At 45.7% G+C, this 13132-nt stretch carries 13 protein-coding genes; 5 read left to right on the top strand and 8 right to left on the bottom strand.

Going from position 1 to position 13132, the window contains the following annotated elements; genetic code table 11:
* Positions 1 to 2: 2 nt before the first annotated feature.
* On the bottom strand, positions 3 to 1412 hold the full coding sequence (locus AC3A14_RS01960; protein WP_318734274.1) for a diguanylate cyclase domain-containing protein: 1410 nt from the start codon (positions 1410 to 1412) through the stop codon (positions 3 to 5).
* A 121-nt stretch (positions 1413 to 1533) separates the two neighbouring features.
* Between AC3A14_RS01960 and AC3A14_RS01955 the strand changes: the two genes are divergently transcribed.
* From AC3A14_RS01955 to AC3A14_RS01945, 3 genes are all read left to right on the top strand, one after another.
* On the top strand, positions 1534 to 2925 hold the full coding sequence (locus AC3A14_RS01955; RefSeq protein WP_318731834.1) for a hypothetical protein: 1392 nt from the start codon (positions 1534 to 1536) through the stop codon (positions 2923 to 2925).
* Positions 2926 to 3006: 81 nt separating this feature from the next.
* The gene (locus AC3A14_RS01950) at positions 3007 to 3492 is read left to right on the top strand and encodes a Cif family virulence factor (RefSeq protein ID WP_318731833.1); all 486 of its coding nucleotides are present in this window, start codon (positions 3007 to 3009) and stop codon (positions 3490 to 3492) included.
* A gap of 63 nt (positions 3493 to 3555) precedes the next feature.
* Positions 3556 to 4464, top strand: a complete 909-nt coding sequence (locus AC3A14_RS01945; RefSeq protein WP_318731832.1) for a 2OG-Fe(II) oxygenase — start codon at positions 3556 to 3558, stop codon at positions 4462 to 4464.
* A gap of 90 nt (positions 4465 to 4554) precedes the next feature.
* Here the strand turns inward: AC3A14_RS01945 and AC3A14_RS01940 are convergent, their stop codons facing one another.
* The 3 genes from AC3A14_RS01940 to AC3A14_RS01930 all read right to left on the bottom strand — a co-directional run bounded on the left by AC3A14_RS01940 (position 4555) and on the right by AC3A14_RS01930 (position 8290).
* Positions 4555 to 5319: a Uma2 family endonuclease gene (locus AC3A14_RS01940; RefSeq protein WP_318731831.1), complete on the bottom strand. Its 765-nt coding sequence runs from the start codon at positions 5317 to 5319 to the stop codon at positions 4555 to 4557.
* 28 nt (positions 5320 to 5347) lie between these two features.
* The gene (gene hflX, locus AC3A14_RS01935) at positions 5348 to 7036 is read right to left on the bottom strand and encodes a GTPase HflX (RefSeq protein WP_413039028.1); all 1689 of its coding nucleotides are present in this window, start codon (positions 7034 to 7036) and stop codon (positions 5348 to 5350) included.
* Positions 7037 to 7165: 129 nt separating this feature from the next.
* A complete protein-coding gene (locus AC3A14_RS01930; protein WP_318731829.1) occupies positions 7166 to 8290 on the bottom strand; it encodes an AMIN domain-containing protein in 1125 nt (374 codons plus the stop codon).
* Positions 8291 to 8455: 165 nt separating this feature from the next.
* Between AC3A14_RS01930 and AC3A14_RS01925 the strand changes: the two genes are divergently transcribed.
* Positions 8456 to 9850: a sensor histidine kinase gene (locus AC3A14_RS01925; RefSeq protein WP_318731828.1), complete on the top strand. Its 1395-nt coding sequence runs from the start codon at positions 8456 to 8458 to the stop codon at positions 9848 to 9850.
* Between the two features lie 7 nt (positions 9851 to 9857).
* Here AC3A14_RS01925 and AC3A14_RS01920 read toward each other — a convergent pair whose 3' ends face one another.
* The 4 genes from AC3A14_RS01920 to rpmF all read right to left on the bottom strand — a co-directional run bounded on the left by AC3A14_RS01920 (position 9858) and on the right by rpmF (position 11663).
* A complete protein-coding gene (locus tag AC3A14_RS01920; RefSeq protein ID WP_318700572.1) occupies positions 9858 to 10460 on the bottom strand; it encodes a sulfite oxidase-like oxidoreductase in 603 nt (200 codons plus the stop codon).
* Positions 10461 to 10605: 145 nt separating this feature from the next.
* Positions 10606 to 11004, bottom strand: coding sequence for a type II toxin-antitoxin system VapC family toxin (locus AC3A14_RS01915; protein ID WP_318731827.1), 399 nt, complete (start codon positions 11002 to 11004; stop codon positions 10606 to 10608).
* Complete coding sequence (locus tag AC3A14_RS01910; RefSeq protein WP_318700574.1) at positions 10992 to 11210, bottom strand: hypothetical protein; 219 nt, start codon at positions 11208 to 11210, stop codon at positions 10992 to 10994. Before AC3A14_RS01910 ends, AC3A14_RS01915 begins: the two co-directional genes overlap by 13 nt.
* Positions 11211 to 11492: 282 nt before the next feature.
* On the bottom strand, positions 11493 to 11663 hold the full coding sequence (gene rpmF, locus AC3A14_RS01905; RefSeq protein WP_271940070.1) for a 50S ribosomal protein L32: 171 nt from the start codon (positions 11661 to 11663) through the stop codon (positions 11493 to 11495).
* A gap of 256 nt (positions 11664 to 11919) precedes the next feature.
* Here rpmF and AC3A14_RS01900 point away from each other — a divergent pair.
* Positions 11920 to 13132 (top strand): caspase family protein (locus AC3A14_RS01900; protein ID WP_487778900.1); only part of this gene is annotated, 1213 nt, incomplete at its 3' end.

Genomic DNA, 13132 nt, shown 5'->3' with positions numbered 1-13132 from the left:
CACTAGGCACATTCTAAGCGATTGCGTCCTTTTTGTTTGGCTTGGTATAAAGCACGATCGGCTTGAGCAATGAGTAACTCCGGAGATTGAATATCCCCAGGAACCACCGCACTGACTCCTAAACTTAACGTTACCCAGGAACACACCTGAGAATGGGCATGATCGAGCCTGAGTGTATGAATGGCTTGGCGAAGGATCTCTCCCACTTGAGCCGCTTGCTCCAAGGACGTTTGGGGAAGAATAATCCCAAATTCTTCCCCCCCATAGCGAGCGGCCAAACTTTCGGCTGTTGGTAAATGATGGGAAAGGGTTTGAGCCACCTTAATTAAACAGCGATCGCCCCCTTGATGGCCATAATTATCGTTATAGAGCTTAAAATAATCCACATCCGCCAAAATTAACGCCAAAGGCCGTTGTTCTAGCTTCAACTGTTGCCATTGCTCGGCCAAATACTGATCGAAATAGCGACGATTGGCAATTTGAGTCAGACCATCCAGATTCGCTTGATTGGTTAATTCTAAATTCGCTTTTTCCAGGGCTAACTCAATCTGTTTACGCTTAGTAATATCCCGAAACGTCACCGTTAACCCATCTCCAAGCTTCACTAACAAAATCTCAAACCAGCATTCAATGTCATCATGAGCATAATAAAGTTCTTTTTGGATCGCATGTGAGGTTTCTACCACCGAGATAAACTCATTGAATAGCCCATCGAGTTTTAAACCCGGCAAAGCTTGCAATAACGATTTACTCGATAATTGAGATTGGCCTAATAATTGATAGGCCATAGGGTTAAGCAATAAGCAGCGAAAATCGATTATCTTTTCTTGATGATCTCGGATAGATTCTAAGGCGGCTATACCATCTAGGGAACTATTCAAGATTCCCGATAGTAGGGAACGAGATTGAGCTAAAGAGGCTTCGATAGACTTGCGCTTTTCGATTTCTGCGTATAAATGTTGATTTTGGGTTTGCAGTTGCAGTTGTAGAGAGCGCAACCGGAGTTGATTTTCAATTCTGGCTAAAACTTCTATCCCTTCAAAAGGCTTAGTAATATAATCAACCCCTCCCACCCCAAACGCCGTCACTTTATCCAAAATTTCATCAGAAGCACTCAAAAAAATAATCGGGATATCCTGGGTTTTAGGGTTGGATTTTAGATATTCACAAACTTGATAGCCATTCATTTCTGGCATCATAATATCCAATAAAATCAGACTCGGAGGAGAAGACAATGCAGAGCGTAAGGCAAACTCACCATTACGAGCGACTCGGACTTTATAGCCTTCTTTAGATAACAGTTGGGTGAGTACACTTAAGTTCGCTGAAGTGTCATCAACCACCAAGATATCGATTTGATCTGTATGGTTCTGATTGCGATCCATAGCCAGTGAATAGTCGATAGTGGACATTGACTTCTTACAGAAGTCAGGCAAAAGGCAAAAGGCAAGAGGCAAGAGTCATAAGAATATATGATGACTGCATTACTATTCCCTATTCCCTATTCCCTAGCGCGAAGCGCTATAAGATCTTATGTTTAGACTTCCTGAAGGCATTCCCAATTTACCCGATCTTACCCATGCCGACGAATTAATGCAGTTTGGCAGTCATATTTTTAAGGCTTTTCTCATTTTTATTCTGGTGGTGGCAGGATTTGGTTTCGTCTTAGCGGCTTTGGGTTTTGCCTTGCCACGGGATCGAGATCCTTCGGCTTGGACGCATAAATGGTTACAACGCTACGATCTACTTTTGGAACTTCTGCAACATGGTGTGGTACTGTTGGTGGCGATCGCCCTTGGCTTTTTCTTCTGTACAACCCTAGCCAACCGCTATCATCATTGGGAACAAGCCAAAGTCGTTGAATCTGCCCAGATCCTCTCTAGGGAGAGATTGGAACAGGCTGCTCCTCAAGTGCGCTACACTATCCCTGAAACCTATCGCTATAACCAATATGTAGAGGGTGAGTATGTGGAGGTGGAGGAAGTCCGAGAGGTCAACCGCTATTTGACTTTAGAAGTTTCTGAGATTGACGTATTACTCAATCAGGTGATGGATGTGCAAACGAATCTCCCGGTTTATCAGGTTTCCTTTGATGCTCAGTATCAGGTGACGAATCTCTTGGGAGAGAAGGAGGATTTTTTCTTTGAAATCCAGCCTCCCTACAGTTATACGATCCTCCAGAATTTTCGTATCGATCGCGATGGACAACGTTTAGAACCCATTAATCCTGGAGATTACGGTTTTCCGTTTAGCTTAGAGTCTAAAGAAACCGCCCAATTTCGGGTTACCTATCAAGTTCAAGGGTCTCCGCGATGGGTCTATAATGCCAATGGACAATTATTATCCAATTTTCAGTTAACGGCGATCGCCAATTTTCCTAAAGCTGATTTTGCCAGTGGTATCGTTCCCACTCAAACCTTGGAAGAAGGACAAGGTAAACGGTTTATCTGGGTATTTGAAGATAACGTTTCTGTCCGTAATCCCTTCGGTGTATTTACCGCTACGAGTCCTGTGGGCAGAACAGGAGTCTTGCCCCGTCTACTGCTACTCACTCCTGGTTTATTGCTCTGGTGGATTGGCTTGCTGTACTTATCGTTACCTCTGCAACTGCGGGATGTGGCGATCGCCTGTGGCGTGTTTTTCGCCTGTATTTTCGCCCTCACCTACGCTAGTCGCGTCCTTAGCCCAGAGCTATCCTGGATTCTCCTCTCTTTTGTATTACTCCCCCTAGCTTGGGGATTAGGTGACAACCATCGCGAATCCTCTGCTGCACTCATTGCCACTATCTCCGGAGCCGTTTTACCCGTTTTAGGGCTATTGGTTCCCTATAGTGGGTTAACCTTAAGTTTAGCCGCCCTCTTATCTGTTACTTGGTTAGCCGTTCATCACTGGTATGGGTGGTATTCCATTCCGCCGAGACTTTAGAAGGGATAGGGGAATGGGGAGATCGGGGGATAAGACAAAAATTAGAATCAAATAACCTTTAGCTGGCTAACTGAATTATTTATGTTTTCTCACATTGCCTTAGTCTCGATTATGACTCTGTTCTCGATTGAGTCCTTACCCACCATCGCGTCTACGACTGACGTATTCAATCCACGCCATGAGCAAAATTCATCTCAGACTAAAGAAGTTGAAGAGAGAGCCAAAATCCAAGCCTTACTCGACGAAAACTTAAACGCTATCAATGCGGAAAATGTTGAGAGATATATGAACACGATGCACCCGGATTCTCCCCAATGGGAAATCACACGACAAACGGTTCTCTCTTCCATTGATTTAGTGGATTTAAGATATGAATTTAACGATTGGGAAATTGTTGAACTCACGGGTGATAAAGCTCAAATTATGGCCACTCAAACGACTACCAAAATTGGAGGTGATGCTCAATTTAGGGATAACCGACTGATCATACTTCATACCTTAAAAAAATCTAAGGGTGAATGGAAATTTTGGACATCGGAGATTCAAAGTATAGAATTTCTGAATTAAGAGACTTCCCCGATCGTAAGATAACGATCAACTGTTCACTATCAACTCTACACTGTTCATCCAATGAGTAGCCAAACATCAGCAGTCGCAGTTCAAACCATTAAAGTTACCCTGCTCTTAGCCGGGGGTCATCAGTATACCCTATCTCTGCCCTCCAATTCCCCTATCCTGGTAGCAGTGATGAAAGTCTTGGCTGCCCAAATAGGAAACCAGGGAAGCTCTGGCTCTCAATTATTTCAAATTCCCTTAAATGACGATCGCCAGGCGCTGTGTTTTCCCAGTCATCAACTCATTGGAGTCCTCACAGAACCACCATTATATGTGCAACAGAAAACACAGCAGATGGCTACTCCTGCACCTCAACCCCCGGCTCCCATATCGAATACCATTACCTCCCGCTTTGTCCATTTAGATAGCTTCCTGAGTGACGAAGAGTGCGATCGCTTGCTCAAATATGTCAAAAAACGTCAAAAAGATTTCACGAGTACCACTACATCCACTGGAGAAGCAGACTATCGCTATTCCACCGTTCTCTATCACTTCCCCGAATTCTCCGAGATAATGATTGAACGGATAAAAGGGATGATACCAGAAGTTTTACCCCAACTCGATCGTCCCCTGTTTGAACCCCACGATGTGGAAGCCCAATTAACCGCCCATAATGATGGTCATTATTTTAGGCTCCATAATGATAATGGTTCTCCAGATACTGCCACTCGAGAGCTAACCTATGTTTACTATTTCCATAATCAACCCAAAAACTTTAGTGGGGGAGAGCTGCTCCTTTACGACAGTACCATCAAAAATGGATATTATGCTAAAGCAGATACCTACCAAACGGTTGAACCCCGACATAACAGCATTGTCTTTTTCCTCAGTCGTTATTTACATGAAGTCCTACCCGTGCGTTGTCCCTCGAAAAAGTTTACCGATAGTCGGTTTACAATTAACGGTTGGGTAAGGCGATCGTAGTAATATCGTCGTAACATAGTGCTTCGCGCGGTTACTGGGTAATGGAAAAACTGTTTTTCATCTTATAGTCCCGATTTCATCCCCATTCAATTAAGTCGGACTATCTGAATCGAGACCTAATTGTGCCAGGCGTTCTCTTAACTGTTGAATGGTTTGTTCTTTCTCCTCAACCACCGCTTCCGCGCGATTGGCTCTTTCTTGTTGGTTCTCCTTTTCCTGACGTTCGCGATCGCGCTCTAGTTCAGCCCTCTCTGCCCTTTCCTCTGGAGTCAGATAGCGATTTGTGTTTTCATCATACCAATAGAGCCATTCTCTGGTAATCCCTTGATAAGTTCCATGCTCTCTACCGATACCTAAATTGAGTTCGGATAACCATACCGGTTCCCCAGATAATAATTGATATTCACCTCCCTTGAGTTGATGAACTTCTAACTTCTGTTTGTGTTTCCGTAGGGGATTATAAATGACATAATAGAGAACTCCCAATTGAGCATATTGTTCTTTTTTCTCACTATATTCTCCTCTTCTCGTTTTCGAGACTACCTCTAACACTAAAGTCGGATTTTTTTGCTCTACCCAGAGAACATAAGATAAGCGTAACCCTTCATCAATAATTCTGGGGACACCAATACTCAAAAAACCATCGGGGACAATAGCCGGTTCGTTGGGGTCAGTGTAAATTCCCATATCTACACCAAAAAACCAATCCATTCGCTCTGACCAAATCAAGGCCAGCACCGCTTCAAGAAGTCCAGGAATTAGATGTTGCAGTTGATTATCCACAGGAGTTTCATCCGAGTCTGGTAAATCTTGAGCTGAGGGTAAGTCAGGTTTGGGATGGTATTGGAGGTGCATAAGTTCACAAGGAATTTCTCTTTATTCCCTAATTTTGATGGGCAGCATAATGAACCAGTTGACCGAGTTTGTGACGCAGGGTTTCTAAACCCAGACGCGCACTAGCGGAGATAAACAGAGCTTGGGGATAGTTTTCTTGAGCTAGAGCCAGGGTATCGCCATCAACTCGATCGATTTTATTAAACACCATCAAACTGGGACAAGGTTCGATCGCCAGATCCGATAACAGGGTAGTTACCGACTCCACTTGTTGTTCCCACGCAGGATGGGAGAGATCGACCAAATGTAACAGGGCATCCGCTTCAGTGACTTCCTCTAAAGTTGCCCGGAATGCATCCACCAAGGGAGGAGGCAACTCGTGAATAAATCCCACCGTATCCGTCATCAGAATGGTTTGCGCGACTCCAGTCACTGCATGGGGAACCACTAACCGACGGGTGGTGGCATCCAGGGTGGCGAACAACCGATCGGCAGTATAAACTTCGGCATTGGTGAGAGTATTGAGCAGGGTGGATTTACCGGCATTCGTATAGCCGACAATGGCGATCGCCGGAATTTCCCGATGTTGCCGCTGATGACGCAAACGACCTCGGTGAGCTTGCAATTGGTTCACTTCCCGTTGCAAACGAGACAAGTGTCGTGAAATGACCCGCCGCTCGGTCTCTAACTTGGTTTCCCCCGGGCCTCTAGTTCCAATACCTCCACCCAACCGAGACATCATTTGACCGCGTCCCGTCAACCGAGGCAACATATACTCAAGTTGCGCTAACTCCACCTGGAGTTTCCCGGCACGGGACTGGGCCCGTTGGGCAAAGATATCTAAAATTACTTCAGTACGGTCTAAGACTCGAATACCAATTTGGGTTTCCAAATTCCGCACTTGAGCGGGGGATAAATCTCGGTCAAACACCACCAAAGTTGCACCTAGGGTTTGGGCGGTTAAAGCAATATCTGAGACCTTACCCTTGCCGACAACGGTTTGGGGATGGGGTTGCGATCTCTTCTGCTGCATGGTCTCTAAGACTATACCGCCAGCCGTTTCCACCAACCGAGCTAACTCTTGCAACCCTTCTGAGAACCGTTCAGGACTGGCTCGATCCACCTGTAGACCCACCAATAATACCCGGTCTTGCTCCGTATCAACGGCTTGAGCAACCGCTTCTGTGCGAAATTCATTTTCCAGTTCTTCTACCAAGTCCAGAAAATCTGAATCGGTCAATTTCTCCAAACTCACGGGAGGAGAAAGAATCCAATTCAGTTGCGGATCGGCGATTAAATGGGCGAGATAGACTGATTTAACATAGCCCGTTGCTCCTTTACCCCTACGATAGGAACCCTCACCACTCAGGGTTAAAACCGCTAGAGCATCCAAGCGTTGCAAAGCCATGGCAGTGAGGGTTGACTTATTGGGCGGAGTCTGCTTCAGTTGAGTCGCAATACAGCGAATACCGCTCAGTCGCTCCATGCCATATCGGGGCAGTTCCAGAGGGGGGATCTGGGTTTGGTGGGGACTACCGACTCCTACGCGAATGACTTGCCCGCGACGGTTAATGTAGCTACAGACGGGTTGATTAATTTCTGAACTGATGGCAGCAACACGCTGGGCAAATTCAGATGTCGTTAGGCGATCGCCCGGTAGCCGTTGATGATACAACCGTTGCAATTGTTTGAGTTGACTCGGCTTTAATCCTTGAATGTTGCCGTAGATAGTATCGATAGGCTCTCTCTCCCTGAGCAGTTGCACAAGATAAAACAGATGTTACCCCCATAGGGATAACACGATTGTAGTATATCGATTCGGTCCGATTGTCTTTAGCGATAAATTTTAATGGAAATCTGGCCGCCATCATAAGCGAATCTCGATGATCTGTCCGGGTTGAATAATTACCGGCAGATTGGGATTGACAGAAGTCAGACGATCCGATCTTCCTTGAATGGGAAAAGTACGGTCAGACCCCAGAATAATCGCAGTAGCTCGGAAGCGACTCTGTTGGCCTTGGGTTTCAAATTGCCCAATTACCCGTGTTCCTACGGGGATCAGTAAACTCCCCTGCCGATCTATGATGGCTTCATGAACAATTAACACTTCTTGTAAGGGAATACCAGGAGTGAGGTAAATGCTCTCCTGGCCTGGATAGCGCAATCTTAAACGAGTTCCGCGAGGCAGAGAATCTCTAGGATTCTGAGCAATTCTGGTTCCTGAATTAGACGAGGGCAAATCTTGCCCAAACTCGATGGTAGGAATCACTGTGGAGCGGATAGGGGGCACATCCAAACTGGGAGCAGGAGCTTGAGGGAGCGATCGCCTTCTGATTCCGACTAAATCCGGTGTTGTTTCTACGGATGCCGGTTGCGTCACCAGGGAAGCGGCTGATGCTCCAGGGGTGGGTTCTTCCGCATTGCCAGTTGGCGCTTGGGACTGACGGGGAAATAGGGGAGGAACCGAGACGAGGGGCTGATTCGCTGAGGGTTCAAACGTGGCTGGAGGGAGGGTTAGGGCTGATGTTGACCGATCTTGAGTAATCAAGGGACGAATTACGGTTCTATAGAATCCAGCAGATGTGGGAGAGGATTCGATCTCCACTGATTCTGGGGCTAATGTCACCCCAGGAGACAAATATAAAATCAACTGTGTTTCATCGGATTCCAAAGTTTCTAAGGAAATTTCCTGAACGAATCCAGAGTAAAAATTGCGATCCGTAGGTACTTGAATTTCTGTATCCGGTAATTCTAAAATAATTCTCAGGGGATTCTCGACAACGAAGTAGCGAGGTGTTATTTTTCCTTGGAAGATTAACTCCAATTGAGTCTTCAGTGGGTCATATTGCCATTGTCTGAGTTCGGCAGCTAGAGCGGGAAAAGCCAGGAAGGATAAGGCGATCGCTCCAATCCACCCTAAGTAATTCAGGACAATGTTGAGTGGAGACCTCCAAAGTCTCCGATTTAATGCTTGAATTTGTCTGTAATTCATATCACACCTTTTTGAGCGAATAATCACAAGTTGATTAGGGTATTGTCACATCAAGATTTCATGAATTTTTAGATACTAATAGATAGAGTTGCGTAAACCTAGGGGGGAAACGATGCTATGTACTTGTATGAACACTATTCAAAACCTGAGACCCATATTCGACGGATGAATTTTTCTGAGGGCATTGACCCCCGCTCAACCCCCAATATCCATCAAAGATTGGTAAAACGAACCCAACAAATGGCCCAAGCTAACTTAGAGTTAGCGGATGAGGTTGCCAAACGGAGGCAGGCAGAAGAAAAATATCGCTCCATGTTTGAGAATGCCATGGAGGGAATGTTTCAAAGCACTCCAGAGGGTGAGTTAATCAGTGCGAACCCGGCTCTGGCTGGGATTTATGGTTATTCTACTGTAGAAGCTCTGAAGAATGAGGGAATTCGGGTAGGAGATCTGTCTGTCGATAGAGACCGTCGCCAGGAGTTTGTAGAGCAATTAACGAAATACGGACAGGTGTGGGATTTTGAATCCCAAATTCGCCAACCGGATGGCCAAGTGATTTGGATTTCAGAAACGGCTAGGGAAGTGCGGAATCCGGCAGGAATCCTTCTATATTATGAAGGGATGGTTCAGAATATCACCGATCGCAAACAAGCAGAATTGGCACTTAAAGAGTCAGAGGCTTCTTATCGTCAACAGTCCGAAGCGCTGCAACAAGCTTTAGAGCAAGTAAAACTAGCCCAAAGTCAATTAGTACAACAGGACAAAATGTCTTCCTTGGGACAGTTGGTTGCGGGGGTGGCCCATGAAATTAATAATCCAGTGAGTTTTGTCTGTGGGAATTTGACCCACGCGATCGCCTATACTCAAGACTTGTTAGAGTTAGTGACACTCTACCAAAACCAATATCCAGAACCTGGGGCCGAAATTCAACAGGCCCAAGAGAATCTGGATGTAGAGTTTCTGGTGGCAGATTTACCCCAAGTTCTTGCTTCTATGGAAGTGGGAGCCAACCGCATTAATCAACTGGTTCGGAGTTTGCGTCATTTTTCCCGTGCAGACGATCAAACTCTGCAACCGGTTGATTTGCATGAAGGTTTGGATAGCACCTTGATGATTTTACATAATCGCTTGAAAGCGAAAGGCAGTCAACCGGAGATTGTAGTACAGAAACACTATGGTGAAATTCCGCAGGTTGTGGGATATGGGGGACAACTCAATCAAGTTTTCATGAACTTGTTAAGTAATGCGATCGATGCGATCGAAGAAAGACTCGAACAAGGGGGGTATAAGACGGAAGATCCCCAGATTCAGATTACGACTTCCTTATCTTCTAGCGATCGCGTAGAGATTCGCATTGCTGATAATGGTACAGGTATGACTCCAGAGGTTCAAGAGAAAGTGTTTAAAACCTACTTTACCACCAAGCCCCTGGGCAAAGGAACAGGATTGGGACTATCTCTAAGTCAACAAATTATCACTGAACGCCATAATGGACAGTTGCGATGTGAATCTCAACCGGGTAAAGGAACAGCATTCATTATTGCGTTAGCGCTTAGATAAGCAATTATCAATTGCCGTTACTATATCGCTCTTGTGCCCAGGGTTCCCCGCGACGATGATAGCCATTACTCTCCCAAAAGCCCAACTCTTCGCGATCGAGAAATTCTAAACCATGAATCCACTTGGTGCTTTTCCAAGCATATAAATGGGGGATGACGAGGCGAACGGGGCCCCCATGGTCTGCGGATAGAGGTTCACCAAACAGAGTGTGTGCAAAGAAGTTATCTTCTTTTAAGAAATCCTCCAGAGTCAGATTAGTGGTATATCCTCCATAGGCATGTTGCATCAGATGGGTCGTTTTAGGGTCAAGGTCTACCTGTTTCATGAAATCCATGACCCGAACCCCACGCCATTGCACATCTAGCTTCGACCAGTGGGTAACACAGTGAAAATCCTTGGTGAAGTCATGTTGGGGCATCGCCATTAAGTCGGAGAAGGTGAAGCTGACTTCTTTGGCTAATCCCCATACCTTCAATTGCCAGGCATCGGCCGTAACTTCGGGCGTTTCCCCATACGTGAGGACGGGAAACCCTTTACTTAGGTGTTGCCCAGGTGGAGTGCGATCTTGCAAGGACGGATCGGGTTTGCTGAAAAATTTACCAATTGCCATACCACAAAGCGTTGAGGGTTTTCCTCTCCATCATAATCAAGATCGCATCCCGAACCCATCAGAATGCAATCTTTTTCTTCACTTTGCAGGTGCGATCTCGTTTCTGGAAAGGGAGCGAGTGCGATCTCGCTGCACTCCTGAGTTGCTACATCAGCAAATCTGTTCGCTCTGGATATCGTCGAATCGAACCATCAATTGTAGCTAATTGTGCTTGGTATTCTATCGCTGTGGCTATAATCATGCGGTCAAACGGATCTCGATGAATTGCTGATAGCTGTACTGCACGAGAAGCAATCTCTGGAGTCAGAGGAAAAAGAGAAATTCCGGAGGGATCTAAAGCTTCTTGGAACCAGAGATCGAGAGTACAGGGCAATGATAACCGTCCGCGTTGCTCTGCCAAAGCCACTTCGTAGCAAGATACGGAAGCAACAGCGACTAACTCTGCTGTTGAAATCGTTTCTACCCAAGTAGCAGGAAACTGTTCCCATTGAAGATTCACAAACCAGATCCAGATGTGGGTATCTAAGAGAATTATTTCAGGCATTCCCAATCGTTTTCATTAACAATAGGACTGACCAAATCTCCTGTAATTTTAGCTTTGCCTGCAATCAAGGGTGAAGGTTGGCGGCGTTTTCCAGTGGAGCTAGGAAACTCTTCCAGAATAGAAATGGCAATGCGAGCTGAATGAATGGGAGGCTTTTGAGTCAACCACACAATTTTACCATTTTGATATAAAGCTTCGTATTGCATAAGTTTCTCTCTCAATGGGGTGAACTCGCTAGAGATATCATAACTCCCAGAAACGACACCTCAAGATTAGACTGCCACATCCTTCCACTTCCAGCCTACGCTAAAGCCAATCTTCCAAGATCAAATCTTCTTAATTGGACATAGTTAGGATGTCGCAATAATAAGGGATCGAGTCACTACAATCGAATTTCTCTTCACCAGTGCAGTAATAATATTCGTATCGAGCAAATAACCCAATCCTCGGTTTAGTGTGTCTAAAATTAGACACACAATGGATACCGTTTACTCTTCTTCTTCATCCTCATCAGAAGGATAGACAAAATTGGATCGTCCCGTAAGGATGGACTTACCCAGAGACATAGCTTTCTGGGCTTCTAGTGCTGCCTTGCGTTTCCAGACAGCGCGACGCTGATTGCGTTTTGTTTTAGAGGTTTTCTTCTTTGGAACAGCCATAGGATGTCAGAGTCTCTCTTAAGAGGGCAATTTTTCCACAACCTTCCAATTATACAGAAGGCAATAGGCAATAGGCAATAGGCAATAGGCAAAATGAGTAAAGGTTTCTCTCTCCCATTCTCCTCCATCTCTGGGTATCGAGTGTGCCCACGTCCCCTCTCCAATCCCCTCTTGTGACCAAGGACAATACCCGATACATTAAAGACAAATTCAAAGACACTAACCATCAAGGCACTAGGTATATTAGGAGTGGGTCATGGGAAAAACTAGGGCGATCGCCATCGGCATTAATCAGTATCAGTATTTCCAGCCGTTAAGCTATGCCCAACAAGATGCCCAAGCATTTTGTGATTTTTGGACGTATCAAGCTGGGTTATCTCTCGATCAATGCTTACTCTTGAGTGAGGTTTCTCAACCCATTCAGGGTGAATCAACTTACCCCGATCGCCCCACAATAGAAGGATGGATTGAGAAAATTTCTAGTGGCAATCATCCACAATTCCAGTTCGATCCAGAAGATCGCCTCTGGCTGTTCTTTAGTGGTTATGGTTCCAGTGTCGATGGCATAGACTATCTGATGCCCATTGACAGCGATCCCAATCAAGTCAGCACCACAGGAATCTCTATGGCTTGGTTATTCAACTCTCTAGCCAACTTACCGACTCAAAATCTGTTGGTGGTGTTAGATATGAATCGGCCATCGAGTTTGCAAATTGGGGGACTTTTAGGGAATCAGACCGCTAATTTAGCGCGAGAACTAGAAATTGCCACTCTTCTTTCATGTCAACCCGGTCAATTTTCCCAAGAGACCTTAGAATTACGACAAGGGTTATTTACGGCTGCTTTGCTGGAAGGATTGCGATCGGGTCAATGCAGTACATTAGCGAGTTTAGATCATTATCTGCACCGTCGGCTAATGGAATTGAGCGATCAACACAATCGACCCAACCAACAAGCCTTGATGGTGGTGAATCCTCCCGGCCGAGTTCATCGGGTGATTTTACCGATTGAGGAGACCGAAACAGAGGAAGCCCTTTCTCAAAGTTCCAGTACCGCTGAACCATTAAGTGTTCCGTCCGGTTCTGGGGTTATTCCTCAGCCAAGCCCTGTTGTCCAGAAAACCTCAACAGATATTCATAAGCCTATGGAACCTGACAAAAAACCCCAATCTCAAGACCCCAAATCCAATGAAGAAGATGCACAATTTTGGCGATTACTGATTCTGGCTTGGGGGGGTATTGCCCTAATTTTGATTGGAGGAGTCTTTTTACGCAATCGTAATGCGTTAACTACGGTCGAAACACCACCTAGTCCAGCAGTGACTGAGCCAGTTGCGGGTTCTCCGGCTCCAACTCCTGCCGCAAGTCCTTCGGAAGTGGTGGTGATTCCTGCCCCGGCTAATTCTCCAGTAGCGGCGACTCCAGCGCCTTCTCCAGCGGTTCCTCAAGCTCCAGCGACTGTAGCTACAC

This window comes from Roseofilum sp. (genome assembly GCF_982964205.1).
Note: the sequence above shows the minus strand (reverse complement) of the source record. Positions and strands in the feature narration are given on the sequence as shown.